At 43.5% G+C, this 27,000-nt stretch carries 24 protein-coding genes; 8 read left to right on the forward strand and 16 right to left on the reverse strand.

Annotated features, from left to right (window positions below; translation table 11 throughout):
• Window positions 1-118 precede the first annotated feature (118 nt).
• The 6 genes from ACL6C3_RS00635 to rlmD all read right to left on the reverse strand — a co-directional run bounded on the left by ACL6C3_RS00635 (window position 119) and on the right by rlmD (window position 6,427).
• Complete coding sequence (locus ACL6C3_RS00635; protein ID WP_413164371.1) at window positions 119-967, reverse strand: CPBP family intramembrane glutamic endopeptidase; 849 nt, start codon at window positions 965-967, stop codon at window positions 119-121.
• A gap of 24 nt (window positions 968-991) precedes the next feature.
• Complete coding sequence (locus ACL6C3_RS00640) at window positions 992-1,405, reverse strand: AbrB family transcriptional regulator (RefSeq protein ID WP_413164373.1); 414 nt, start codon at window positions 1,403-1,405, stop codon at window positions 992-994.
• A 681-nt stretch (window positions 1,406-2,086) separates the two neighbouring features.
• Window positions 2,087-3,136 carry a UDP-3-O-(3-hydroxymyristoyl)glucosamine N-acyltransferase gene (lpxD, locus tag ACL6C3_RS00645; RefSeq protein ID WP_413164374.1) on the reverse strand — a complete coding sequence of 350 codons (1,050 nt, stop codon included), beginning with the start codon at window positions 3,134-3,136 and terminating at the stop codon, window positions 2,087-2,089.
• Window positions 3,137-3,302: 166 nt separating this feature from the next.
• Complete coding sequence (locus ACL6C3_RS00650; protein ID WP_413164375.1) at window positions 3,303-3,776, reverse strand: universal stress protein; 474 nt, start codon at window positions 3,774-3,776, stop codon at window positions 3,303-3,305.
• Window positions 3,777-4,433: 657 nt separating this feature from the next.
• Complete coding sequence (locus tag ACL6C3_RS00655; protein WP_413164377.1) at window positions 4,434-4,754, reverse strand: YkvA family protein; 321 nt, start codon at window positions 4,752-4,754, stop codon at window positions 4,434-4,436.
• 272 nt (window positions 4,755-5,026) lie between these two features.
• Window positions 5,027-6,427, reverse strand: coding sequence for a 23S rRNA (uracil(1939)-C(5))-methyltransferase RlmD (gene rlmD, locus ACL6C3_RS00660; RefSeq protein ID WP_413164379.1), 1,401 nt, complete (start codon window positions 6,425-6,427; stop codon window positions 5,027-5,029).
• Between the two features lie 332 nt (window positions 6,428-6,759).
• On the opposite strand from rlmD, the gene ACL6C3_RS00665 reads away from it, so the two are divergent.
• Window positions 6,760-7,245 carry an allophycocyanin gene (locus tag ACL6C3_RS00665; RefSeq protein ID WP_413164380.1) on the forward strand — a complete coding sequence of 162 codons (486 nt, stop codon included), beginning with the start codon at window positions 6,760-6,762 and terminating at the stop codon, window positions 7,243-7,245.
• An 89-nt stretch (window positions 7,246-7,334) separates the two neighbouring features.
• On the opposite strand, the gene ACL6C3_RS00670 is transcribed toward ACL6C3_RS00665, so the two are convergent.
• Window positions 7,335-8,087: a YdcF family protein gene (locus ACL6C3_RS00670; RefSeq protein WP_413164382.1), complete on the reverse strand. Its 753-nt coding sequence runs from the start codon at window positions 8,085-8,087 to the stop codon at window positions 7,335-7,337.
• Between the two features lie 166 nt (window positions 8,088-8,253).
• Here ACL6C3_RS00670 and ACL6C3_RS00675 point away from each other — a divergent pair, with 166 nt between their 5' ends.
• Complete coding sequence (locus ACL6C3_RS00675) at window positions 8,254-8,604, forward strand: hypothetical protein (RefSeq protein ID WP_413164384.1); 351 nt, start codon at window positions 8,254-8,256, stop codon at window positions 8,602-8,604.
• Between the two features lie 78 nt (window positions 8,605-8,682).
• Here the strand turns inward: ACL6C3_RS00675 and ACL6C3_RS00680 are convergent, their stop codons facing one another.
• On the reverse strand, window positions 8,683-9,843 hold the full coding sequence (locus tag ACL6C3_RS00680; RefSeq protein ID WP_413164385.1) for a pyridoxal phosphate-dependent aminotransferase: 1,161 nt from the start codon (window positions 9,841-9,843) through the stop codon (window positions 8,683-8,685).
• A gap of 94 nt (window positions 9,844-9,937) precedes the next feature.
• Between ACL6C3_RS00680 and ACL6C3_RS00685 the strand changes: the two genes are divergently transcribed.
• Window positions 9,938-10,357 carry a hypothetical protein gene (locus tag ACL6C3_RS00685; RefSeq protein WP_413164387.1) on the forward strand — a complete coding sequence of 140 codons (420 nt, stop codon included), beginning with the start codon at window positions 9,938-9,940 and terminating at the stop codon, window positions 10,355-10,357.
• Window positions 10,358-10,381: 24 nt separating this feature from the next.
• Here ACL6C3_RS00685 and ACL6C3_RS00690 read toward each other — a convergent pair whose 3' ends face one another.
• The 6 genes from ACL6C3_RS00690 to ACL6C3_RS00715 form a co-directional block, all read right to left on the reverse strand.
• A complete protein-coding gene (locus ACL6C3_RS00690) occupies window positions 10,382-11,236 on the reverse strand; it encodes a mechanosensitive ion channel family protein (protein ID WP_413164389.1) in 855 nt (284 codons plus the stop codon).
• Window positions 11,236-12,471, reverse strand: a complete 1,236-nt coding sequence (locus tag ACL6C3_RS00695; protein WP_413164391.1) for a hypothetical protein — start codon at window positions 12,469-12,471, stop codon at window positions 11,236-11,238. Before ACL6C3_RS00695 ends, ACL6C3_RS00690 begins: the two co-directional genes overlap by 1 nt.
• Window positions 12,472-12,495: 24 nt before the next feature.
• Complete coding sequence (locus tag ACL6C3_RS00700; protein ID WP_413164392.1) at window positions 12,496-14,217, reverse strand: FAD-dependent oxidoreductase; 1,722 nt, start codon at window positions 14,215-14,217, stop codon at window positions 12,496-12,498.
• Window positions 14,218-14,322: 105 nt separating this feature from the next.
• Window positions 14,323-14,742: a DNA-binding protein gene (locus ACL6C3_RS00705; protein ID WP_413164394.1), complete on the reverse strand. Its 420-nt coding sequence runs from the start codon at window positions 14,740-14,742 to the stop codon at window positions 14,323-14,325.
• A gap of 415 nt (window positions 14,743-15,157) precedes the next feature.
• Window positions 15,158-15,379, reverse strand: coding sequence for a hypothetical protein (locus tag ACL6C3_RS00710; RefSeq protein WP_413164396.1), 222 nt, complete (start codon window positions 15,377-15,379; stop codon window positions 15,158-15,160).
• Window positions 15,380-15,937: 558 nt separating this feature from the next.
• The gene (locus ACL6C3_RS00715; RefSeq protein ID WP_413164397.1) at window positions 15,938-16,867 is read right to left on the reverse strand and encodes a tetratricopeptide repeat protein; all 930 of its coding nucleotides are present in this window, start codon (window positions 16,865-16,867) and stop codon (window positions 15,938-15,940) included.
• A 483-nt stretch (window positions 16,868-17,350) separates the two neighbouring features.
• Between ACL6C3_RS00715 and ACL6C3_RS00720 the strand changes: the two genes are divergently transcribed.
• The gene (locus tag ACL6C3_RS00720) at window positions 17,351-18,448 is read left to right on the forward strand and encodes a hypothetical protein (protein WP_413164398.1); all 1,098 of its coding nucleotides are present in this window, start codon (window positions 17,351-17,353) and stop codon (window positions 18,446-18,448) included.
• A 23-nt stretch (window positions 18,449-18,471) separates the two neighbouring features.
• Here the strand turns inward: ACL6C3_RS00720 and ACL6C3_RS00725 are convergent, their stop codons facing one another.
• Together ACL6C3_RS00725 and ACL6C3_RS00730 are read right to left on the reverse strand one after the other, a co-directional pair.
• Window positions 18,472-19,647, reverse strand: a complete 1,176-nt coding sequence (locus ACL6C3_RS00725; protein WP_413164400.1) for a homocysteine biosynthesis protein — start codon at window positions 19,645-19,647, stop codon at window positions 18,472-18,474.
• Window positions 19,648-20,198: 551 nt separating this feature from the next.
• A complete protein-coding gene (locus ACL6C3_RS00730) occupies window positions 20,199-20,393 on the reverse strand; it encodes a hypothetical protein (protein WP_413164401.1) in 195 nt (64 codons plus the stop codon).
• A 379-nt stretch (window positions 20,394-20,772) separates the two neighbouring features.
• Here ACL6C3_RS00730 and ACL6C3_RS00735 point away from each other — a divergent pair, with 379 nt between their 5' ends.
• From ACL6C3_RS00735 to ACL6C3_RS00750, 4 genes are all read left to right on the forward strand, one after another.
• Entirely contained in the window at window positions 20,773-21,864 is a 1,092-nt protein-coding gene (locus ACL6C3_RS00735; RefSeq protein ID WP_413160293.1) for an ISAs1 family transposase, read from the forward strand.
• Window positions 21,865-22,100: 236 nt separating this feature from the next.
• On the forward strand, window positions 22,101-23,426 hold the full coding sequence (locus ACL6C3_RS00740) for a class I SAM-dependent methyltransferase (RefSeq protein WP_413164402.1): 1,326 nt from the start codon (window positions 22,101-22,103) through the stop codon (window positions 23,424-23,426).
• Window positions 23,427-23,532: 106 nt separating this feature from the next.
• The gene (locus ACL6C3_RS00745) at window positions 23,533-24,081 is read left to right on the forward strand and encodes a type IV pilin-like G/H family protein (protein WP_413164404.1); all 549 of its coding nucleotides are present in this window, start codon (window positions 23,533-23,535) and stop codon (window positions 24,079-24,081) included.
• Between the two features lie 459 nt (window positions 24,082-24,540).
• A complete protein-coding gene (locus ACL6C3_RS00750; RefSeq protein WP_413164405.1) occupies window positions 24,541-26,775 on the forward strand; it encodes an O-linked N-acetylglucosamine transferase, SPINDLY family protein in 2,235 nt (744 codons plus the stop codon).
• Window positions 26,776-27,000 lie beyond the last annotated feature (225 nt).

Consider the following 27,000-nt stretch of genomic DNA (forward strand, 5'->3'; position numbering starts at 1 on the left):
TAATTAATGTCTGTTATCGGGTCTGGGCGGATTTATCTAAATCTCTCAGTCGTAGTCAAGATATTGCACCAAGCCGCCCCTACATAATAATTATTGATCGGTCCGATATCATATGATTTCAATTGTAGACAAGCCACAATAGACCTGCTACCGCCAATAGCATTGTTATTCCCATCACTCCCGCTAACGGTTGATCGCCGATACCAGTCACCCATTGCGGCGCCCGACGAGTAGAAGTTAAGTTACCCAAAGTTTGTATACTGGTGATTCCCCAGATCCAACCGGCGTGTAAGCCGATGGCTAAACCGAGATTCTGATTATAAACACAGGCGAGAGTCAGTACCATCCCCATTAACCAAAGTCCGGGTAATTGGGGAATAGTCTGTTTAAACTCCCAAATTAAATGAGTCAGAGCAAAAATAACACTGGTAATTATAGCGGCAATTACAACGGTGTAATCTTGTTGCAGGTGATATTGCACAAACCCCCGGAAGACAAATTCTTCTGTTCCACTAATCCATAATGCCAGCAATAGGATAGACAACAGCGAACCCCAAGCCGACAGAATTTTAGATAAGAAGTTATCCGGGGCGAGTTGAAATTGGGGTTGGGGTTGCCAAGCGATCCAACCCAAAATCCATTCAACTCCAAAGAATACCACCAAGCTGAGGATAGAAATACTCAAGCCGGAAATAAGGGAAATTCCTGTTGAGAGTTGCCACAGCCAACCATAATCAGCAAATGACTGATTTTCGACTCTCGATAGGCGATCGATAATCAAAGGAACAATCAGATACAGTGAAGCAAGCAAGATAGGCTTTTGTTTCTCATCTAAGGGTTGAGGCGGATGCCAATTTAATAACATCGCCGTTGCGATCGCAATTGGCAACCATAACAGTCCCCAAACCCCAAAAAATAGAGTTACTTTAAAGATCGCAGGCCCGTTCACCAGTTCCGAGAGGTTCATCTTCTCTTAGCGATCGTTAAATCTTTACTCTTCTTCATCATCGACATCAACGCTACCATTTTTGTCTTCATCTTCACCGACTTGAATCAGGTGAATATGCTTGTAGCCCAACTTAATATCAAATTCATCACCGGGTTTCAATCCCATTTCTTTGGTATAGGTAGAACCGATCACGATTTGACCATTTTTGTGAACGCTGACCATGTAGGTGGGAGCGCGTCCGCGACCATCGCTGGTCCCATCTGGACTCAGAGGAATTCCCCGGGCTTTGAGAACTGCATCGTAAAAATCGGTCAGATTCACGCGGACTTGATCATCTTTTGTGACACTGTAATATCCACAGAGTCTAGCTGTTTCTCGGCGGGGAAGGTGAGAAAGTTCTTTGACTTTTTGAAGTAAAGCCTTTCCGGTCAGCGGTGCTGTTGCTGCTTTAGACATCGTTTGCCACAATCTCCTTTTGTGATTGAAAACATTAAGTCAGACCTGTGTATGTTTTAGGCTGCTACAAATAATATATACTTAAATTTATCAATTTGACAAAATTTTTTTAGGTAATCTTGTAAAGATTGTGATGATTAGGTACACTCATTGCTCAACAGAAGAAAAATTACTCGCCGTTTGGGGATTTGATCGCAAAATCGAGAGGGAAAATTCTGCCCGAGGGATCGGCTGTCCGGGCTGAGAACGGACAATTTCAGCCGGGGCTTATAGGCATCCTGACTTAATTTCTGGTGGCTCGTTCGCCCCCGACTGGCTCTATTTTAAAAAGGACAAATCCGCTATGAAGTCTGGATACTAGGGGAATTCAGCATCAATTTTTGCTCGACAGCAAGGGCGCGATCGCAATGCGCTGTTCGCTGTGACTTGCCTATATTAGCTGAGTTTGTCTTGACAACAACAGGAACCAAGACCGAGCCAATGTCAATCGGCTAAGAAAATACACTTAATTTGCTGAATTACCGATAAACAAACCCTCCGGCTTTCTTTTGGCCTTTATCTGCGCCGAACAAAAGAAAGCCCCGGACCCAAAGCGCGATCGCTCCTCGGGTTTCTAAGGTTTTGTGAACTCCTGGGGTTAAGTTAAGGATTTTGTAAAAATTGACAAGAGTGTATCAATTCCTACGGACGATCATTCAACTGACGTTGGAGTTCTTTAAAGGTTTGGTAAATTTCGGGGAGGCGCTTGCGAATTGCAGAAACTTTTAGGTAAAGTTTATTGGGAATAGCAGGAGAATCAGAAACAATCTCTCCGGCTTTTACACTGCTATGAATACCGGCTTGGGCTGTGGCGATCGCCCCGTCTCCAATTTCGGCTTGATTGGCAACTCCCACCTGACCGGCTAAAATAACCCGATTACCGACCACGACGCCCCCCGCCAAGCCGACTTGGGCTGCAAACGCACAATTTTCTCCGACCCGACAGCCGTGACCAATATGAACCAAATTGTCGAGTTTGGTATTTTTTCCGATGCGGGTTTCGCCGACGGCGGGGCGATCGATGGTGCTATTACATCCGACTTCGACGCCATCTTCTAACACCGTCACCCCCGACTGTTGCATCTTAAACCAGCCTTCTGGGGTGGGAACGAACCCAAAGCCTTCAGCACCGATCACCGCCCCGCTATGAATCACACAGCCGGCACCGATTTGAGTCCGTTCGTGAATAGTACAATTAGCGTGAAGAATGCTACCATCGCCTATTTTCACCTGAGGATAAACGGTAACATTGGGATGAATACAAACCCCATCGCCGATGGTTACACCCGCTTGAATGACCACATGGGGGCCGATATAGACTTCATTGCCAATGGTGGTATCGGGATCGATAATGGCCGAAGGGTGAATACCCGGTGTGGATCGAAAGGGTTGATAAAATAGGGCGATCGCTTCAGCGAAGACTAAACGGGGTTGAGACGTCGTGGCCCAAGCAATGCCTCGTTTTGTCGCTTCAGTTTGTAGGGCTTCATCGACGGGCAAAATTAGGGCGCTGGCGGCAGTTTTTTCGACGTGGGCGGCAAATTTCGGCCCTTCAATATAACTTAGCATTCCCCCTTGGGCGCGATCGATGGCATCGATTCCCGACAGATCCGGATCGGTTGACTCGGCGGTTGTTAGGCTATGCTGAGTGATAGAAGCACTGAGTTTTTTAACGATTTCACTAAATTTCATCGGCGACTTGATTTTATAAGAATTCACAGATCATCCCCAAAAAGAAAACCTACCGTTGTAGGTTTGCTCGGATAATGTTTTTCGGGGTGAGCCGCTCAGAGGAATTGTCTGTTAAATTGCAGCCCAAGTTCCTCGGATCGAATTTGATTCATTAACTCCGCGAAGGTTATTGTACGATTAAAACGGAACAATGAGCATGATGAAGCGTGTAATTGCTGACACTTCCTAAAATTAACTCGCTCAAGCCGGAATAACCTCGACGTCCGATAATAATCAGATCCGCATTCCATTCTTTAGCCGCTTCACAAATTTGATGACCCGGTTTACCCATCGGTTGAGAATATTCGCTGGCGACTCCGGCTTCTGTCGCTTGAGTTGCGTAGGTTGTCAGTCTTTCTAAACCCGTTTCAATGTACTCTTGCCATCGTTTTTTATAGCTTTTGATCGTTTCTAATTCTACCATCTCGTAGTAGTTTAAACCGGTTATTCCTTCGACAATGGGACTCCCCTGTTCGTCGTGAGACAGAACATGAAGTAACATTAACTCAGCTTGATAGAATTTTGCCAATGATAAGGCTTTCTCAAACAGGCTTTCACTCACGGTTGACAGATCGATAGCCACAAGGATTTTTGTAAACATCTGGCGACCTCCCATCGGTTTGACAGTGGCATTGAGGAAATAGAATGCAGAAAATCTCACCGACAGCGGGAAAACCTCGCCGTTATTGTTTTTCGGGTCAGTTTCCCTCAAAAGCGGTGATTTCCTTAACCAGAACCTCGGTTAGCGTGCTGATCAAACTCATACCATTTCTTTCTAATCATGCAACTTTTGATGATCCCCCCCAACCCCCCAATCCCCCCTTGATCCCCCCTTATTAAGGGGGGTGGGAGCGTAGGCGAAGCCGGGGAGATCAATTAGATGCAGCTTCATAAAGAATTGGTATCAGGTTACTGTCCGATGAATATAGATCCGAAAAAGCTCTCCGTTTCTGGGGGTGATTCCTAGAAACAGAATCCGTTTTTTTGTAACCCAACCGATGCTCTAGAAGTTTTACCTAGACTATTCCAATAAAATCATACTATAAACTTGAGAATTCCTTCTCTTTGTGTAAGTTTTCTTAAAACTTTTGAGAAGAAACTACAAAAGTCACGGCTGTCCGGTTTTGGGTTTCGGGTTTGTAGGGACGCTGTGAGGTACCACCCAAAAACCCGGTTTCTTATGAGTTACTGGGTTTTTTATTCTCTACTGTCCCACAGATAACGAATAGAACTCTCCCAAGTCGAGAAAATTCATCATTCATTCTAGGGTTTCGGCTTCAACATCAACAACGGTTGAACTTGAAGACGAACTTTGATTAACTTCTGTGTTGGGGTTGTCTTCGGAAGTCTGACCGGTTAAAGAACGGGTATAATCAACAAACATCTGATACACTTCGGAAAACAAAATTGTCAACAAAACCACATCATCAACTTGTCCTAAAATTGGGATGAGGTCGGGTGAGATATCCAACGGACTCAGTAAATAGACCAACGTCCCTAAAATTACCCATCCCCGATATTTGGGGTTGCGGATGACAGTGCGATAGAGGTTATACAAAGCTTGAATAGAAATACGCATGGAATCAATAAAGGCAACAGGCAAGAGGCAACAGGCAACAGTTTTGTAGGGGCGGGTTCCGAATTAATTCATAACCTCCCACAGACAACTGATATAAACCCGCCCCAGAGTCGGGGAAAATTTAATAACGGGTTGGGACTGGTTCGGAATTGATCTCTGTCTATTATCAATTATCTGTATAAACCCGCCGCGACTTCCCCATCTTCCCATGTCCGGGGCGGGTTTATCAATGTTATTGGTGGGAAAACATCGATTTTGACGGAGGCGCGCCCCTACAGTGTTAACTGTAAAAAGGCGACACATTCAACGTGAGGGGTTTGGGGAAAGAAATCAACGGGTTGAACTTGGGTTAGGTGATAAACTCCATTTTCACAAAGTATTTTCAAATCACGGGCGAGAGTTGCGGGTTTACAACTAACATAAACAATTTGAGTCGGTTGTAAGTTTAACAAACTCTCTAGAACTTGGCGATCGCATCCTTTGCGGGGCGGATCTAATAAAATAATATCAGGTTTTAGACCCAAGCGAGATAAAACCTTTTGTACGGTTCCCACTTCAAACGCGACATTATCAATCCCATTTAACCGAGCATTTTGGTAAGCTTGCTGTATGGCGGAGGCTTGTACTTCTATGCCAATCACCTGTTTTTGTGGGGTTTTTTCTGGGGACGAAGCGAGTAACTGTAATTGTTTGGCAATGGGTAGCGTTAACGTTCCGATGCCACAATAGGCGTCAATGACAATTTCCGATCCTTGTAAGTTTAACTGCTTTTGAATGACTTTCAAAACCGTCTCGGCGGCTTCTGTATTCACCTGAAAAAACGTTTCTGGGGTCAGATGAAACGTCAACCCGGCAAATTCTTCTCTGAGAAACCCTTGACCCTTGATACCCTGAGTCTTTTCTCCAAAAATCACGTTCGTTTTATCGGCGTTAATATTCAGACAAACCCCAACTAACTGAGGATATTGTTGTAACCAAGTTTCGGCCTGTTCTTCGAGTCGGGGTAAGGGACGAGTGGCGATCAGGGTTAATAAAATTTCACCGGTTCGCCGTCCGATCCGCAGCGACAGATGTCGGATAATCCCCCGATGTTCCTGTTCATTATAAATCGACCAGCCCTGCTTTTGAATATCTTGTTTAATATTCGCCAAGAAGGGATCGAGATGTTCATCTTGTACCGGACATTGGTTGAGATTAATCAGACGATGAGAGCCTTTTTGATAATATCCCGCCCGGACTTGACCTGTCGATGACCGACTCAGGGGATAGGTGGCTTTATTGCGATAATGCAGGGGCGAAGGCGAGGCTAAAATGGGGCTGACAGGCGGTTGGGGAAAGCCGCCAATATGTTCTAACGCTTCAACGACTAAATGATGTTTGGTCCTCAGTTGGGTGTCATAATCGATATGTTGCCACTGACAACCCCCGCATTTATCGGCAACAATACAAGCCGGACGAATGCGTTGGTCAGAAGGCGTCAGGAGTTGCTCCAGTTTCGCGATCGCGTATTGGCGCTTAACGTGCAGCAGACGGGCTACAATGCGATCGCCAGGAACCGTATCGGGAACGAACACCACCCGTTGTTGATGGCGTCCTAAACCGTCGCCTGTGTCGGTTAAGTCAGTAATTTCCAGTTCAAGTTGTTGACCCGGTTTCCAGTCAGTATCAGTCATGTTAAAAAGTTGGGGATAAAATAGAAGTCGTGAGGTTCACGTAGGGGCGGGTTCGGCAAAAATCTCTGTCTTCCCAGAAACAATTTATATAAACCCCCCCGAAAGTTCACGTAGGGGCGGGTTCGGCAAAAATCTCTGTCTTCCCAGAAACAATTTGTATAAACCCGCCCCGGAGTATTGCCTCTTGCAATTCGCGCCTATTTGGTCTTGCTTTTACACAAAGGGCAATAAGAATTATTACTCACCCCTTTGTTAAAATTGGCGACATCTTGGTTTGTGTATCCGAGAATCGCTAAACTACTTAATGTTATCTTGACAAATTCTAATTACAGATGACTGTAGTAAGCCAAGTTATTCTCAAAGCCGACGATGAACTCCGTTATCCTAGCACTGGTGAACTCCAAGCGATCAGTGACTTTTTAAAAACGGGGGAACAACGGGTGCGGATCGCCACCACGTTGTCTGAAAACGAAAAGAAAATTGTCGATCGCGCCAGCGGTCAACTCTGGAAAAAGCGTCCTGACTTCATTTCCCCTGGCGGTAACGCTTTCGGACAACGGGAGCGAGCCTTATGTCTGCGGGATTATGGTTGGTATCTGCGCTTAATTACTTACGGGATTCTTTCGGGAGACAAAGACCCCATTGAAAGCATTGGCTTAATTGGCGTCAAAGAGATGTACAATTCTCTCGGGGTTCCGATGCCCGGAATGGTTGAGGCAATTCGCTGTTTGAAGGATGCTTCTTTAGCACTGTTAGATGAAGGTGATGCTGGTGAAGCGGCGCCTTATTTTGACTTTATCATTCAAGCGATGTCTTAATCTTTTTCTTTTCGGTATTGCCACGCCTCGCCTGTATTGGCGGGCTAAGAAACCCGCTTTCTCTGAGAAGGCGGGTTTTTCAGGTGTAATTATTGAAAGGGTTTACAAATGGCTTCGGTGTTAATTTTACCTTGATATTCACAGGAAAATCCATCTTCACACCATTGTTTTAGATTAATATTAGGAAGTTGAACGACATTAGAACAATTGGGTTGAACAATTTGACTAATGAACGCCCAAATTAAAGCCCGAGTTACATCAAGTGCGGTTTTAATAATAGATTCTCGGTTTCCCGGAATTCCAGTTTCAGGAACGAGTTTAGGTTCTACCCAAATTCCATGAGATCCGAGAATAATTTGCGCCATCCACAGCGCCCGAGTCAGATGACTTTTAGAAGTTATTAACTGAATATGACGGGCTTTCCACCGACTCAGAAGCGGTTGAGAAAAGACAAAATTACTAAAGGTTGAATTGGCGCATTTTTCTAACCAAACCTGTTCGATAGGGGCGTTATTTCGTTGAAATAGTTTTAACGTACAGGGGTCATCAGAACCCGTTGAAATTAAAATTCGAGTGTTGGGAAACTGTACCGCCAACTCCGAGACAAAAATTTCTCGCTTGATGCTTCCACCCAAAACAAAAAAGGTATCCACAGGTTTTTGGGCGGCTGAGGGTAAAGCTATTAATTGAGGAATAAGTCGCAGTGAAGTTACAATGAGCAAAATTCCCAAAATCATCAGTAGAACTTTTTGAGAAAGTCTACGTCTGAATACTGAGGGTTTGCTTGGGTGATGGCTCATAAAAATTAAGTGAATAATGAAGCTATCTCGATTGTAATTCATCTAATATGATATCCGGTTGATTAATGCGTGTTATCGGGTCGGGGCGGGTTTATCTGAATCTCTCAGTAGTAGTCAAGATATTGCAGAACCCGCCCCTACAGAATAATTATTGATTAGTCGGATATCATATAATTTCATCTAACATTAGATTAATCTCAAAAAGACCATGAAAATCTTAAAACTTTCTATCGTTCATCCGGTTATGATTTTGTTGGGTATTGTTGGCTATGGGGCTGTTGCGGATGTGAACGCACAACCGGCTTCATACAACCGAAAAAATCCTTATCCTCAAGAGGTGACTGAGGCTTATTTGGGCGCTTGTATGCAAGGTTCAATGGCTCAAGGTTTGACCGAACAACAATCAAAATCTTTATGCAATTGTACCTTAGAACAGTTTCAAAGTCGATATACTTTTGAGGAGTTTGTTCAAGTTTCCGAGGAAATGAATCAAAGTGGTGAACCTCCCGCCGAAATTTTCGATATTGGGGTGGCTTGTGCAAGCAGTTTAACTCAGTAGTATTTTAAAAATCGGTTGATTTCATAAACTTTAAATCAACAACCCGGTTTCTTGTCTAAACCGGGTTTTTTGGGATAATCAAACTAATTGTTTTAATCCTTTTACCAATCGTTGAATTCCTTCGGTTGCGGTTTCTTTTTGTAACGCTCCGTAAGCAACCCGCAAATAACACCCCTCGGTTATTCCGAAAGTTGTACCGGGAATAACGGCAACTTTAAACTCTTGAATCAGTTTTTCAACTAATGTCATTGCGGGTAAATTTGTGTCAATCTTCAGCAACACATAAAACGCTCCGTCTGCTGAGGGAACCGTACAAAATGAATCCAGTTGACTCAGTTCTTCTAACATGATTTCTCGAACTTCTGCAATTTCTTTGATTTTCGGTTTGCAATAATTTAATCCCGCTTTTAACGCTCCTATTGCTGCATACTGAGAGATAACAGGCGGACAAATTAAAATAGTATCTTGAACTTTTTGGATGGGAAAACGTAGATGTTCGGGAATGACCATATAACCAATTCTCCAAGATGCAAACCCGTAGGCTTTGGAAAGGCTAAACAGGGAAATCGTGTGATTTTCGCTGTTATTAATAGAACCGGGTGAAAAGTGTTTAATATTGTTGTAAGTGAAATATTCGTAGGCTTCATCATTGATCTGATAAATTTCATGTTGGCGACAAATTTCGTTAACTTCTCGCAGGGCTTTTTCTGAATAAACCGCCCCGGTTGGGTTATTCGGAGAAATCGTTACAACCGCTCTTGTTTTTTCGGTAATCGCTTGTTTAATCGCTTCTGGGCGGAGTTGATAGTGTTCGTCTGTTTCTACTAAAATAGGCTGACAATTTGCCATCATAATCGCCATTTCGTGGTTGAAATAATAGGGCGTTTGCAGAATAATTTCATCCCCCGGAGAGGTCATCGCTAAAACCGCATTCATAAACCCCATATTGCTCCCTGCGGTGACAACAATACAGTTTTTATCGGTAATTAAAATCCGATTTTCGGCTTGGAGTTTGGCGGCGATAACCTCTTGTAACGGTTGAATTCCGACAACGGCTTTGTATTTATGATTGTCTGAATTTGCAAAATTAGAAATCGCTTCAAAAGCCTCAGTTGGCGGGTTATAATAAACTACACCTTGACCCAAGGATATTGTACCGGGATGGGCGTTAATCAGTTCACCAACGACGGGAATAATCGGAGATTGAACAAACTGCATTCGAGAAAATTGATGATTCATAGACCTTGATAATTTGCAGAAACTTTAATAAAATAAATTTTGAGAGAAAAGAAAATAAGAGTAAATAGACTGTTAAACTTAGATTAACTTTAACATGAAATCAATCACCCGAAAATTAACCCGATTTTTTGCAGCCGGCTGTTTGGGCGGTTTAATCAACAGTCTCGCGGTTTGGCTGTTTGGACTACTCGGAATTACCACTTCTGTTGGTGTTAGCATCGCCCCCCAATTCACCCCATCTTGGCTTTATCCTCGCATTGTTTGGGGTGGCTTGTGGGGATTTTTATTTTTTCTTCCGGGATTAACCTATAAACCTTTTTTCAAGGGATTATTATTGAGTATCGGGCCAACTTTAGTACAGTTATTTATCGTTTTTCCGTTGAAAGCCCAAAAGGGAATGATGGGTTTAGACTTGGGGAGTTTGACTCCGGTGTTTGTGATTCTTTTTAATGCTATTTGGGGAATTGTAGCGGCGTATTGGATAAACTATGTGAGCGACAGACGGAGATTTTAACGTTGGTTATTTCCGAGAAAACTATCAATCATTTTCCCAAAGTTCGGAGGATTGAGCGGACAGCATCGGATAGGAAATTCCTTGTTTGGCAAACGTTTGTTTGGCTCGTTTAATTAAGTCAGTTTTATAAATAAATTCATCCCGAGCATCAATGGGATAAGATTTGAGCTTGAAATTAGTTCCCCAAGGTTTTTCATCCATAATTACCAAAATTGGGAGCATTAATTGTGTGTATTTACTCGTATAGGCTACCTTGTACAAAATTTTCATCACTTTGTCAACATCAACGCTATGTTCAAAATAAAAATTGGCGACAACTTGAGCTTCTACATCCCCTTTATTGGAATTTGAAATGGCTTCTGTCCAGATTTTATTATGGGGAATGGAAACAACATTATCATCCGGGGTTTGTAAACGAATTCCTCGCAAACCATAATCAACAATTTCCCCATATTCATCTCCTATTTTAACCCGGTCGCCGACTTGATACGGACGTTCAAACAAAGCAATAATTCCCGCAATTACCGAACTAATATAATCCTTAAACGCAAAACCCAAAGCCACTGCAACAGTTCCGGTTAAAGCCAGAACATTGCTAGAAGAAAGCTTCAAAAATAATCGGATTAACAAAATACTGGCTAAACCCAGTAAAAACGCTCTCCAAAACGGTAAAGATTGCTTGACACTCAAACGAAATCTCAGAGGAACTTCTTCTGCTAACCAATGAATTAACTTATCGATAGCAAACATTCCCACGTAAGCAACCGCCAGAATAATAATAGCTTGAATAATTTTAGAAGTTGTAATTTCTGAAAGGAGTTCAGAAGCATCTTCTAAAGTATTGTCAGCAGCTTGAGCTAAAAAATATCCAAGTAGCATTAATCCTTTTCTCCGGCTAAAATTTGATTGTCAATTAAATCTTGTTTAAGTCGAGAATAATACCCGGGAGTTAACTGTAAGAATCCCTGTTTATGCAGAAGAATTCCTGTTTTTAATAATGCCTGTACTTGAATTCTAGCCTCCCTTTCCCCCTCTCCTAAACTCACGGCTAAAGCAGACAAACTGATTTCTCCATGTAAGCCAACGGCAGATAATAAATATTGATCCTCTTTCGTCAATTCGGGTAAGTTGGGGAGAGTTGCTCGCTTGAGAATTAAGCGTTTTTCGGGTTGATTTTCCTGGAGTTCTACGGTTGTTGAGTCTGTTTCTTCTTGCTGTTTAATATATCGCAGGGAATCTAACCAAAGATAAGCAGCAGGCTGACTTAATCCCTCAGAAATATCCGCTAAACGCTCAAAATATTGCTTTTCCTCTTTAGAAATCCAGTTTTGATCTTCATCCCATTCGTTGGCTTGATGCTCAGAATTTTCTTCATTATAATCCCCAAATTTTATCGGAAGACTTTCATAAAGGGGAGTTAACCATTGTTTTAATTGAACTGCATTCAAACTGGGTAAAGGAAAAATCTGTTCAAAGCAACTATTCACTTTATAGAGATAGTTAAAATAGTTCCAAGCCCATTGATTACAACCCACTATCCAAAATCGAGAATGATCTTTGAGAATTAAATCAAACAAGTATTCGACACTATCTAATCCCTCAACACAACGTAAAAAACATAAACTCAAATCGGGAATAATCACTAAAGATTGTGAGTTGTTGTGGTTCTGACTTTCCGCCAAGTTCTCGGAAGATTCAATTTCGCTTTGAAGCTGACTTTTAAGTGTCTCATAGTCGTCAGGACGAGTTTTCCAAGCTAGAGATTTTATCGGTAAAGCTTCATCATTAACTTCCTCTAAGGTTTGCTTAAAAATAGCTTTTGTCGGCTCAACTGGACTAAAAATAATAAACAAATGATTGGCAGAATTTTGATTTTTTTCCCAGGGCGTTAAAACCTCTGAAAGTTTCGTTTTAATTGCATTTTTATAAGCTTCTGGCAAGGATAAAGACTCTATTTTATTTTGATAATCTGCAACTTCTTCTGGGGAAAGGGAAAGATAATTCTGCTCATTAAAACGGGCTTCAAGTTCGGCAGCTTGAGCCTCTATTTTGGCTTGAGCTTTCGGAAACCAAGCCTTAACTTTTTGAATCAGATTTTCGATCTGGAAGTTCATCTGAATAATTGGTTTCAGATTCGATTACACTTTATCAAAACGGCTACCCGTATCTAAACTCACTGGCCCCGCTCCAAAATATGATATCATTAATAATGCTCCAATTAGCGCTAGATTCTTAAGAAATGCTGTTGTTTCTCCGGGGTCGGCGAGGAAGTTATGAAACACTAATGTTGTCGGAATTAAAAATAAAATTAAAATGACCGCTCCGATTCGGGTTTTGTATCCCAATATTAATGAAATTCCCCCGATCAATTGAAAGATAATATTTCCCAGTAACATTAATGTCGGCAACGGCAAGCCCCGGGCGGCAATCATTTCTTGGGTGGCGGCAAAACCAAAAATTTTAGTGATGGCTGAATACAGAAAAATACTCGATAAAAATGCCCGTCCAATTAAAGGAATATATTTCATGGGTTTAGATCCTTGACTAACAGTTGAAATCGGTTTATCATTAAGAGGAAAAGATTTAAACTCGGGATAAGGCGGAATAATCGGCTGAACAAAGCGAGACTTTTGTAAAAAATCGCGAATCCAACAATAAGCAACATTCAGACGATTGCTTTTACCCGGCAGATAATACAAGTGAATTCCCAACCAAATTAACCATCCCGAGATGCCTTGAAGTTGTAATTCGTCCTTGCTCACAACCCCCGCATTTCGGCCAATAATTGCCGCTCGACCTTTATCAATATATTCAAAAGGTTGAGGAGGTTCGCCCCGCATTTGTCGCAGAATATTATGAGCCGTTGCTTCCCCTTGTTGTAACGCTTCCGGCGCCACTCCCGCTAAGGGTTCATCGCCCAATTTTACATAAGCAACATCCCCAATGGCGTAAACATGATTACAATTGGGAATTTGCAGGGTTTGCTCTACCACAATTTTTCCTTTGCGGGCGGTGGAAAGGTTTTTAGTATCGGTGGCGGGGTTGGCTTCAACTCCAGCCGTCCAAATAGTCGTTGCTGTCGGGATTATCGTACCATTTTCTAATTCTACACCTTCTCGACTCACACGCTGAACTCGGGTCAAAAATTGCAATTTTACGCCCATTTTCTGTAAATGTTGAGCGGTATATCGACTCAGTTTTTCCGGGAAACTGACCAATAAGCGATCACGAGATTGCAGTAAAATGACTTGAGAAAGTTGTCGGAATAGGGGATATTTTTTAGCCAACAAACTGTTCATAAGTTCGCACAATCCCCCCGCCATTTCCACCCCGGTTGGTCCGCCTCCGACGACGACAAAAGTTAACAGCATTTTACGCCGTTCTTCGTTCAATTCTTGCTTGGCTTCTTCAATACAACCGAGCAAATGTTGTCGCAATTTTACCGCATCTGAAAGCGAAACTAAAGGTTTCCCGTATTCAGAAGCGCCGGGAACTCCAGAAAATTGGGGCTGACTTCCCGTCGCCAAAATTAAATAACTGTAGTCAATTTCTCCCGCTTCTGTTTGAGCAATTTGACGTTCAAAATCAATGTCATTAACTTCCGCCTGTAAAAATCGGGCTTGCGGGTAATTTTTCAAGATGCGACTCACGGGATAAATCACCTGTTGGGGTTGTAAAAAACCAGTGGCGACTTGATAAAGAAGGGGAATAAAAGTGTGATAGCAATTGCGATCAATTAACAGAACGTTCACTCCCGCACGGGCGAGAAGTCGGCCAGCGGTGATTCCACTAAACCCGGCGCCGACAATAACAACCTGAGGGCTTCGAGACACGGTAATCGGTTCGGCTCCTAACCGCATGGTTTTTTATACTGTAGCAGACTCAGAATTTTTAAAAGATCTATCTTTATATCAAGTCTGGTTGAATACCCATCATAAAAGTGTGGAGAGATCAAGAGATTTTGACTAAGAGATAATCCTGACTTCATGTAGAGTTTCAATCCAAACCCTGGCACCACAAGGGAGAGGTTTATCGGGACAATAGACGACACGACATCCTCCCGGTATTTCGACAATATGCCCATAAGTATTGGTGTTGCGCGTTTTGACGGTAATCACGGGAAGTTGTTCCTGGTGTTTTTGATTTTGCCGAATTCTTTGAGAATTAACGTGAACAATCGTTTTTGGAAGCGATCTTGGATTGCACCAACGGGGATCAGGGCCTCTTGTCCCTCGCTGAATGATGGGTTCGCCGTCAAACAGGGGAATGAGCCACATTTTCCCGGTCTTATAAGCACCTTGGACTCGGCCTGCGCTCAGGAGAACTCGCAGTCGAGCGGTAGAGATTTTTAAAATATGGGCTGCTTCTGTGGTACCGACTATCATTGGACTATAAGGGAATCGCAATAGTTTTGACAATGGTCTAAGTCAATGATAAATGATCTGCGGATCAATGGTCAAGGATCTGCTATTCGGTGGCGCGGAGTAGCGCGGTTCGACCGAAGCCTGTTCACGGTCGGTGGTACGGTTCAGGTGTCTGTTCTTCGTTGAATATACAACCGGATTTGATATTAGGAGGTTGTAAAGTTTCAGTTTAACGCGGCTAACCCCAGAAATCAATCGACAAAAAAAACCCCTACATAAAGTCGGGGTTAAACTATACGGGAAATCTTAAATTGATTAGAATGATTGGCAATAGAAAAATTGCTTTCCTAAATTTTGATAAAGTTCTCTCTATTTTGAGTCGTTGATTTCCTCAAAATTTAAAGAAATTAAACTCGGAGAATGCAAATTAAATCGATCAATCGATAACGATATATCCACCTCGGCGGATGTTGTCAAAAACTCGATTGATTTTTTTTCGGTCTTCGGGCTTAAGTTCAGGATTAGAGAACATAAAAGACAGCAGCTTTTGTTGGTCTCTTCGCGTGATTTTTCCCGTTGTTAAAATCGGATAGAGAATCGACTCTATCTCAGAACTTGGGTGTTGTGGTAAAATTCCAGACCCCTGCATTTCTTTCATCTTCCCCTCTTTCTGTTTAACTTGTACCCAGGCGATGCAGTCTCCAGTTGGTGGCTTTTGGTCAAATTTACGGAGTTATATCAATTTAAGTTAATATAACTTCAGGTGGAATTCGGACTGCGAACGCCGATTGTGAATCCGTTAATCAGGCTCTAAGCCTGTTGGAGGTGGCAACTGGCTTAATCTGGTTGATTGAGCATTGAAACTGCTTGAGCAATATGCCGCTATTCTATCGGGTTTACTCGGCTCAAGGCTACGGGGAAAATACGGATTTTGATTTGGGTATTTGACCCAATACATTAGAGAAATTACGGATGAAATTTGAGGTCGATCTCTGATAAAGTTACAGGCGGGCGATCTGTTCAAATTTTGGGCTGATTCTCAAGGGGGTTTGAGTGACGGTCAGCAAGCCAAAAAAATACACCCTTTCACGGGGAAAGAGTGCGTTGATAGTAGCTGAGTGAGTGTGATGGGTATTAGAGTTCTGTATTGACTTATCTCTGGGAAATTGCCGCTTATGCAGGTCGAGCGCTCAGTTGATAAAAATTAGTGGTAATCTTAGTTGGCCGGTTCGGGAACTTCCTCGGTATTTTCCACCGCTTCCGGTTCCGGAGTGCTTGGAGTCTCCTCTGTCGTCGGAGAAGCCGCACCTTCAACCGACTGAGGAGGAGTTGTTACCATCCCTGCGGCTTGTTGAATTTGGTCTTTATAGGGAGCGGGAGCCATATCGGAGGCTTTGGCAAATAGGGGTTCAGCTTCTTCGAGATTTCCTTGATCTTTGAGAACCAGAGCTTTGGCGAGGACGGGACGAAAATCTTCTTGATTATTGCGGATCGCTTCATCGTAAATGGCGATCGCCTCATCATAGCGTTTTTGTTCGGCGTAGACTTGTCCGAGAATCAACTGAACGGAAGTTTCATCAATACTTCCCGGTTGGGCTTGATTGGCTTGGGGAGCCGCTTTAATGGTATCTTGTAACAATCCAATGGCAGCTTCGGGGCGTTTTTGAGCCAAAAGTAAATTAACCAAACCTTGTAAAGCTTGAATTTGTCCGGGCTGTTGAGTGAGAATTTTTCGATAGGTTTGAGCCGCACCCTCAAGATCGCCCGTATATTGTTGAGACTGAGCCAGCAGAATGCTATATTCAAACTTCTCGGGATACATTTGGGAGAGCTTTTGTAACGGCTCAACCACAGCGCCGACCTCGCCCTGACCCATGCTAATTAACTCTAAGTTAGCTTCGAGAAAACCCCGCAGGGCGGTTTCATTGTCGGGTTCTCGCTGCAAAACCAACTCGTAACCTCGTGCCTGAGCCTCCAAGTCCGCCTGTCTAGCTTGAGCCGTTTGAGCGGGGCTTGGGGTAGTTTGACTGTTGGAACGGTTGGCGCCGACTATACTCCCAATAATCGGACCCATAGAAAATCCGACAAAGGCAATTACAGACAGAACCAATATGACACCAATAAACCCACGACGTTTGTCTACCATAAAAATAAAACCCCTGCGATCTCTCCAGTACCAGAGATTCGCCTCTAAAGTTGGATAAACCCATTTGTGCTTGCAGCTAATATAGTAGCAGACCCATTACTCAAATATCTGTTAATCAAGATTGATCATCAAGATTGATCCCAGATATTTGCTGACCTGAGGTTTGTTAAAAGCGTTCGGATTCGTCCGTTCGCCAAATGGATTCAGTAAAATAGGCAAATCGACAAAGCAATAACCAGCGGTAGCCTGCGACTTCAACCCGTCCACTGACAATCGTTGACAAACAACTGTTCTGTCGAGTTTCATGCCTAACTAGCCTAAACTGTAGAGAGGTCGGGGTGCAGTTTTAAACAGTCTCCAACTCTCGTCGATGGGTCACAGTTCCATGTCAAACTTCAACTCAGTGTCAGGTGACAGGGTTGTAGATCCACTGAATTTTTTAATATTCCTCAATGGGATATGTCTGTGCTGCTATCAGGTTCTATGAGTCCTTCTCCGAATCTATCCTCCCAAATGCCTAATTCCTCCCAATCTCATCCGATTCAATCGAGCGAGTCTGCCGTTGATATGTCCGAAGATCAGCCTATAAGTGCAAAGCAAACGAGTGAGAGTCCCCCATCGGATCAGACTGCCATCTCCGAAAATTCTTCTTCGGAACAACAGGTCAACGCATCCTCCGATGAAACTTCACTCTCCCATGAGGACTCCTCCGAAAGCGAGGATCAGCTTCTCAATGGTTCCAGTCGTCTGTGGCATCCGATTCCCCCTCCGAGTGAACCTCGGCAATATCGAGCAATTGGCTTGGTTCGGGGTAGATATACCGCTTCGCAAGATCAGTTTACCCAAGGAATTTTACTCACCACAGACGGAACGGTGATCGATGCGGTTCTTCTGGGTCGAGTGATGAGTTTGGTTAAAAAACATATTGACCTAGAGCAAGAGCATTTGTGGGTAGTTTATCCCCGCACTCGTCAAAAACAGGATAACTTACACGTTCAAATTATGGGGGTTTGGGAACCCGAAACCCTCAAAAAAGACGATGACGCCGAGGATTCATCCACACCGGAAACGACGGACTCCGATCAACCTTCGGAAACCGCCGAAGCCACCCCGGTAGAACCGCCAACCCCCACCCCAGTCGATCCCAACGCCTTACCGGAGATCGAACACGGTTATTTTTCCATTCGGGGCGAAGTGGTTTATCAGTCTCAGGATGAGGAAAAATACATTATTGTTAAAATTCGTCAGTCTTCTCGGAGCGACCAAGAAAAGCCCAAGTTCTTCAAACTCAAACTCGATGGCTTCGCCGGCCCGAAAGCGGTGGGACATTTCTGGGATTTACACGTTCAACTCGAACAAGACAACCTGGTGATCCAGGAAAGCCACGATATTGGCATGATTCCCGTTAAAAAAGGCAGGAAACCCTTTCAACGTCGGGGAGGCGGCCCCCCCAGAGGAGGCGGTCGAGGAAACTTTTCTCGTTCCTCTCGTCCTCCCGGTAAACCTCAAACGGCTTCGGCTCCCAGTCGCTCCGGCCCCATCTCTAAACCGGTTAAGCCCAAACCCAAAACCGAAAGTTAACCCTCTGCTTCTGTAGCCGACTCTCAATCTAGATTGATTTGAGATCCCCAGACGTCTTGCGGGAGAAAGGCTCTATCCATCGGAATTCCGGCGACGGGTTCGGTTAGGGTAAATTGTCCCAATTCGATCCACTGTTTGAGTTGTTGGGCGACCTGACGGGAACGGGCTAAACTGGCTACAGGAGCAGTCCGCACCGGTTTACCTTCGATGCTGATCCGACCTTTTTTCAGTTGAGCATAACTGACCAAACCAAAGGTCGGACGCACTCGCCGAGGGATGGAAAAATCAACGACAGGCGCGACGATATCTTTATCCTGAACCGCACAGTGAGCCACAACATCTTCGCGCAGTACGGGTAAAGGAATTCCCATTCCAATCATGATCGATGGCCCGTAGTTTCGGAAGTAACAGCCCCGCACCCAATAGGGATTCATCTGTTTGGCATCCCCGATCACCGCTAAAGTTGCCGCAGGGCCGATTGGAGTCCGGTTCGGTAGACGTTTTTGTAAGGGAAAGTGTTGCGTTCCTTCCCAGGTAATATAGCCAATTCCGCCCCCCAAGAAGATACGAGTGCCGATCCCTACAACTTCTAAGTCGGGATCGTTGAGGAGGGGTGAAATCGCCCCCGGATTGGAATAGACGGCATTTCCCAAACGGGGTTGCAACGGCCCGAGATAGGTAAACAGTTGGCGATCGCCTCCATTTACGCCAACAATAAAATTTTGATACAGGTTTCGCGGGTTAAATAAATAAAACTGATTGATTGTGTCCCGGCTGATGGTGGTTTCTAAGGTATTGCGGGGATAACAGTCCGAGACCAATCCCGTTGAACGCAGCGAAACAGGCTTTCCGGCGATTAAATCTTCGATCACGTGTCCCCCTCCGCGATCGCCGAATTCATCCCCATTCTCGGCGATTTGAGTGGCTCCCAGATACAAATCGACCGCCCCAAACCCACTGTAAGCCGGTACGCCATCGAGCCAACAGTTGCGAATATTAATCGGAGGATCGGTCTGTCCCAAATTAATGATCGCCCCGGAAGATTCCATCGGTTCAAAGGTGCCTGTGGTAATCACATCCACCTCTTGAGCAACTTGGGCGACACTGGTTTCGGCTACTCGGGCTTTGACTTCCTCTGCGGTTAAGACAACGGCAGCCTTATGGCGAATTTTATCATTAATCTCGGCGATCGTTCTCATGGTTGAATTGAGGCAATAGGCAACAGGCAGGACTGTTGTAGGGGCGGGTTCGCAATCAATCTATCATTTCCAGCCAAAAATTGATATAAACCCGCCCCTTTACAGTCACCAGTCACCCTTCGGGTTCAGCAGTCACCAGTTTTTTCAGGCAACAGGTAACAGTTTTGTAGGGGCGGGTTCGGCCTAAATCTCTGTTTTCCCTGCAAATAACTTACATAAACCCGCCCCCAACCCGTTAACAATTTTTCCCCAACAACCGGGGCGGGTTTATATGGGTTGAGTGTGGGAGATGATACATCAATTGGGAACCCGCCCCTACAGGACACCCAACAACCGGGGCGGGTTTATATGGGTTGAGTGTGGGAGATGATACATCAATTGGGAACCCGCCCCTACAGGACACCCAAAACCGGGGCGGGTTTATATCGGTTATCTGTGGGTAACAGACATCATTACACCAAGCCGCCCCTACACCCAAAACCGGGGCGGGTTTATATGGGTTGAGTGTGGGAGATGATACATCAATTGGGAACCCGCCCCTACATGAGTGTTTACTGTTCACTGTAATCGCGGGTGGCTCGCCAGGTTAAAATTATCGCGATCGCTATACTGGGAAAAAATACGGCGATTAATGTATTTGTTACCGATAACGGTATGCTGAGAGATGGCCCTACATATTTAATCAGAACCGATACTATTGCTGAAAGTAATAAGACTTTGAGGAGAAATCCGACTTTATTATCCATAAAGGAGAGGTTAAGCGGTTAAATCGGGTTGGGATAATTCTATTCGTACAGATTTTATCACTTAATCCCAATTTTCGATTTTGTTACCTCCACGAACCCCCACCAACCTCCCCAATCCCCCCGTCGATCCCCCCTTGCCCCCCTTTTTAAGGCAGGGCTGTTTCATTCTAAAATTTTGCGATCGCGAGGAGCTAAAATTGGAAGCAGTTTCACCCCTTTTTTCTTCAGAACACCTAAAATCTTAGAAAAACATAGCGATCGCCTGACTCAAACGGCTTGTTCCACTCTGATTCTTAAAGGCGGGAATTGAACAATAAAACTGGCGATCGCGCCGGATGTAAAATGATAGCAATCGCCAGTTTTTTCTTAAATTTTATCTATGGATAGTCTAATTAAAGAACTTAAAAAAGTCAAGGACTTTCGCCGCCGCCAGGGCAGAAGGCATCCATTATGGTTGGTGCTATTGATAGTAATTTTGGCAGCGATGCAGGGATACTTAGGGTATAGAGCGATGGGAGATTTTGCCAAAGCCAATCAACAGCTAATTGTTAAAAAATTTAAGATTTCATCCCCAAAAGTTCCATCTTCATCAACCATAAGACGAGTTCTGATGGGAGTAGACTGGTCAAATCTTCAGGACATTTTTAATCAATGGTCTAGTAGTCTATGTGAATCTGATGATTTGAGGGATTGGGTCTGTATTGATGGCAAAAGCTTAGGCAGCACTGTAGACAATTTTGGCAACTCTCATCAAAACTTTGTTTCATTTGTTTCCTTGTACAGTCAAGAATATCAAGTTGTATTGGGATTAAATTGCTTTGAGAACAAACGCTGTTCAGAAATTAAGCAAGTCCAAGAAATCATCGAAGATTTTCCCCTGAAGAATCAAGTATTTACTCTGGATGCTTTGCACTGCCAAAAGCAAACCGTTAAAAAAATTATTGAATCAAAAAATCACTACTTAATCACCGTCAAAAAGAATCAAAAAAAATTGTATCAAGCTCTAGAGTCTGTCGCCCACAATCAAGAGCCTTTGAGTATCAAGATAGAGCAAGATAAAAGTCATGGTCGCCAAATTCAACGCCAAGTAGCTGTCTTCAAGAGTATAGATTCCCTGAAATCTAGTTGGTATGAAATTAAAAGCTTAATCCGAGTTGAAAGATGGGGTAAAAGAGGTAAAAAGGACTATCATCAAGTCGCTTACTACATCAGTAGCGTTTGGGAAAAAGCCGATTATTTTTCTGAAAAAATAAAAGGTCATTGGCAAATTGAAAATCGCTTGCATTGGGTCAAGGATGTGATCTTCAAAGAAGATGATTCTTCTATAGCTCACTTTCAAGCACGAACGAATTTATCGATTCTTCAAACTATTGCAATTAATCTTTTTAGACTTTTAGGCTTTGTGTCAATTACAGAGGGTCAAAGATGGCTTAATAACAGGTGGTCTAGGCTTTGGATTTTGTTAGAATGAAACGGCCCTGCCTTTTTAAGGGGGGATCAAGGGGGGATCAAGGGGAGAGGTGGAGAGGGGTTGGGGGAGAGGTCGAAGGGGGAGAGGTCAACAGAGATCATATTTCACTAAAAAATGGTATCATCAAAGTTTGGCGATCGCGTAACGTGCGGTCTGGCGATCGCGTAACACAACAGATACAAGGTTAAATAATATTTCACGTTTTTCAGATTAAAAATATTGGGAGTAGGTGAATAATGCAACAAAAAGACCCCGAATTAGTTAACAAAATTCGTCAACAATTTGACTCGGCACCCTATCCGAAAATCCCCTTAGAAAAATCTCCCAAAGAAGCTTATGATATTCTCTACCTTCACAACTTAATTACGTCCTATTATTTAAGAAATCAAAAAGTTATTAATACCGAAAGCAAAGTTATATTAGATGCGGGTTGCGGGAGCGGTTATAAATCGTTAGTTCTCGCGGAAGCTAACCCGGGCGCGAAAATTGTCGGGATTGATTTATCGGAAAAATCGGTTGATTTGGCGCAAAAACGATTAGAACATTACGGCTTTACCAACTGCGAATTTCACGCTATCCCGATAGAAAATTTACCCAAACTGGGGTTAGAGTTTGACTATATTAATGCCGATGAAGTGCTGTATTTATTGCCGGATATCGTCGAAGGGTTGAAGGCGATGAAAGCGGTGTTAAAGCCGGAAGGAATTATTAGAAGTAATCTTCACAGTTACTTTCAGAGAGCGTCCTATTATCGGGCGCAAGAACTGTTTAAGTTTATGGGGTTGATGAATGAAAGTCCGGGTGAAATGGAGATAGAAGTCGCTAGAGAAACGATGAATTCTCTCAAAGACCAGGTGTTGATTAAAAGGCAAACTTGGACTGAAAGGGCGAAAGAAAGTGATGAAGCGATGCTGGCGAACCACTTATTAATGGGGGATAAAGGTTCAACTATTCCCGAACTTTTTGCGGCGTTGAGAGAGGCTGAACTCGAATTTATCAGTATGGTAAATTGGCGGTATTGGGACTTAACGGGGTTGTTTAAAGAACCGGATAATTTACCCGCATTTCTGGCGATGAGTTTACCCGAACTTTCGGTTGAGGAACAGCACCATTTATTTGAACTGCTGAACCCGGTTCACCGTTTGTTAGACTTTTGGTGCGGTCATCCGGGTGCCGCTCATCCGGTTGAACCCGTGTCGGAATGGAGCGATCGCGACTGGAACTCCGTCACCGTTCATCTACACCCCCAACTCAGACATTCTAAAGCCAAAGAAGATTTGATTCAATGCGTCCAAACCCGCAGACCGTTTGAGATCAGCAAATACGTTCAAGTCCCGACAATGGTACCGCTTCACCAAGAAAGCGACGTGGTGGCGGGTTTGCTTCCCCTCTGGGATGAACCCCAACCTTTTCTCAGTTTAGTGGAACGATGGCAAAAAATCCGAACCGTTGACCCCATCACCCTCGAACCCGTGAGTCAACAGACCGCTTTTGAGCAAGTCAAAGAACTCTTGAGCGACCTCGATCCCTTTCTGTACGTGCTTTTGGAGCGTTCCGCCTGAAAAATCAAAAAATTTTCTGGGGGGTGATATGAAACTGAAAATGACTGGGTAAGTTAGGGATACGAAAACAACAGATCCATTATCCTTCCCCTAAGGAGAAACTACTATGAAGACTGAATTTAAAGCAAAATTCTTACAACACGTTGCTAAAAGAAAAAAAGAAGAGGGTTTCACCCTAATTGAACTTCTGGTTGTTATCATTATTATCGGTATTTTGTCCGCGATCGCTTTGCCTTCTTTCCTCAACCAAGCGAACAAAGCGAAAGAGTCTGAAGCGAAACAATACCTCAGTGCAATTAACAAAGGTCAGCAAGCTTTCTACACTGAAAATGGTAAATTTACAGAGGGGATTTCATCTCTCGGTGTGGGTATCAAGACAGCAACAGAGAACTATACGTATCAATGTGAGGTAGGTGGTACTGCTATAGTTAACTGTACAGCCACACCTTTGCAGGGTTCTGCTCTTCGGGGCTATCTTGGAGCAGTTTATTTGATACAGGTTGATGACCAGGGTGGTGGAGAAGCAACATCAAGAAGCGTACTGTGTCAGTCTAAGGATACAGGTGAAGCTGTGCCTAAGTTTGGGGGACAAGATGGTAGTTTTCAAGCTGATGCTGATCCCAAGTGTGCAACTATAGATATGGAAGATGTCTAGATTCATCGTGAACGCCTTTACCGCTTTCGTGATTTGAGACAATTTTCTGGTAATGTAGGTGGGTGGCGGTTGCTACCCACTGTTTTTTTGTCAGTAGGTTGGGTTGAGGAACGAAACCCAACAATGTTTTCGGTTGTTGTTGTGTTGTTGGGTTGTTGTTGGGTTGCGCTACAACTTAACCGAACCTACTAATTCTAACAATGTTTTCGGTTGTTGTTGGGTGGTTGGGTGGTTGGGTTGCGCTAGCGCTTAACCCAACCTACTAATTGCAATAATATTTTCGGTTATTGTTGGGTTGTTGTTGGGTTGTTGTTGGGTTGCGCTAGTGCTTAACCCAACCTACTAATTGCAATAATGTTTTCGGTTGTTGTTGGGTTGTTGTTGGGTTGTTGTTGGGTTGCGCCTGCGGCTTAACCCAACCTACGGTATGATCATAAATAATGGGAACATAATATAACAATGTCTTCTTCCGACTCACAAACAATAAATTGGCAACAACAAGCCAATCAATGTCTACTCGATGGAAATTATCTACAAGCAAGCCGTCTCTACGAAGCCGCGATAGAAACCGAACCCGATGTAAAATCCCATTACTGGAATTTGGGGTTGATGCTGCTGTTGCAGGGAGAAGAAGCCGAAGCACAGACAACTTGGCTGTTTGCAATGGCGGAGGGGGAACCGGAAGAAGTTGAACAATGGACAATCGAATTAATCCAGGTTTTAAAAAAGGAAGCTCAACGGCGAGAATATTTAGAAGATTGGGCTGTTGCTTGGGCAATTCGGCAACATATTCGAGAGATCGATCCCACAGATATCAATAATCTATTAAATTTAATTGCATTGAGTGTTTTACTCAAAACCTATACCGGAGAAGAACTGACTTCATTGGGAGTTTTTGAGCGGCTTCAGTCTACTTCAGAAACAGCAGAAATTGATACTCAATTGTTGTTCTTAGTTTTACAAACCGTTCTCAATTATGCCCCTCTAGATCCTCAATCCTTAGAATTCACCAAAGCTTGTTTGCCTTATGTTTCCGGTCAAAGCGAGTTGATCGATTTATTAAAAACAACCGCGAATAAAATTTCGATGACCCATCATCAGGCGGAGTTGGCAGTTGAATATGCTGAATTGGCTTTCCAGTTGCAACCGGAAAATAAAACGATTTTGTTTCTGACAACAACCCTTTATCAAAAAGCAGAAAATCTTGACAAAGGGATTGAACTTGCAAAGCATTGTTATGAGGTTTGTGAAGATTTAGCAGATAAAGTTTATGCAAATCACCTAGTTTTAAAAGGCTTAATATCTGCCGGAGGTGGATATGTGGCTGAAGTGAGTTCTATTTTAGAACGCCATCAAACGTTACTCAAGTCTTTGATAGAGTTAGACCCCACCGAACTCCCTCAAGACATGACAATGCGACTGTTTTCAACCCTATTTTTTCCGCCCTATTTACAAGATGATCCGCAGCTTAATAATAAATTACGGCAACAAGTCGCTCAAATTTGTCAAAAGAATATCGAAAGATATGCTGATACTGCGATTTCCCAATACAAACAAAAACTTGCTTCCCGTCCACCGATTATAAATACCGATAAACCTTTGCGGGTTGGTTATATTTCCTATTGTCTGCGAGATCATTCGGTTGGATGGTTGGCAAGATGGCTATTTAAGCACTATAACCGAGAAAAGTTTCAAATTTATGCTTATTTAATTAATGCAGAAGGTCGAGAAGATAGTTTGCAAAATTGGTATGTGAATCAAGTCGATCAAGCCTATCAGTTTCCTGTAGGTCATCGAGGCTTTACCGATCAAATTAGTGAAGATGAGTTAGATATTTTAGTCGATCTCGATAGCCTAACTCTAGATCTAAGTTGTGAAATTATGGCAGCCAAAACGACGCCTGTTCAGGTAACTTGGTTGGGTTGGGATGCTTCAGAAGTGCAGACGATTGACTACTATATTGCCGATCCTTATGTATTGCCAGAAAATGCTCAGGACTATTACAGCGAGAAGATTTGGCGGCTTCCACAAACTTATATTGCAGTGGATGGTTTTGAAGTGGGAACGCCAACGTTGCGACGGGATGAGTTAAAGATTCCCGGTGATGCGGTGATTTATCTCAGTTCTCAGATGGGTTATAAATACCACCCGCAAACCGCTAAAATGCAGATAGAGATTCTTAAAGAAGTCCCGAATAGCTACTTTTTGATTAAGGGTTTCAAGAAACAAGATATCGTCAAAGAGTTCTTTATTCAACTGGCAAAAGATGAGGGAATTAACCCCGATCGCTTAATTTTTTTATCGGGTGTACCAACGTCAGCCATTCATCGAGCCAATTTAGCGATCGCAGATGTGGTACTCGATACGTTCCCCTACAATGGCGCGACTACGACGTTAGAAACGCTGTGGATGGAAGTCCCAATGGTGACTCGTGTCGGTCAACAGTTTGCGAGTCGCAATAGTTATACCATGATGGTGAATGCGGGAATTAATGAGGGTATTGCTTGGACCGATGAGGAGTATGTTGAGTGGGGTATTCGTTTGGGAACCGATGAAGCGTTGAGACAGCAAGTAGCTTGGAAGTTGCGAAAATCTAAACAAACTGCTCCGTTGTGGAATGGAAAACAGTTCACCCGGGAGATGGAAAAAGCCTACGAACAAATGTGGCAAATTTATCTAGATTCTCGGGGTTGATGTTGACCTCTCCCCCAATTGTGGAGATTGCCCCCTGTATTTCTACTCCCCTCTCTCAATTTTGGGAGAGGGGTTGGGGGAGAGGGCGACAAGGATTGAGATTGCCCCCCTAGCCCAATTGTGGAGATTGCCCCCCTAGCCCCCCAATTCTGGGGGGAATAAGATATTCTAAGTTTCCTATTTTGTCAAATTCCTATTCTGCTGTATTTCTGCTCCCCTCTCTCA

The sequence above is a fragment of the Capilliphycus salinus ALCB114379 genome, from assembly GCF_047276495.1.
Taxonomy (GTDB): Bacteria; Cyanobacteriota; Cyanobacteriia; order Cyanobacteriales; family Microcoleaceae; genus Capilliphycus; species Capilliphycus salinus.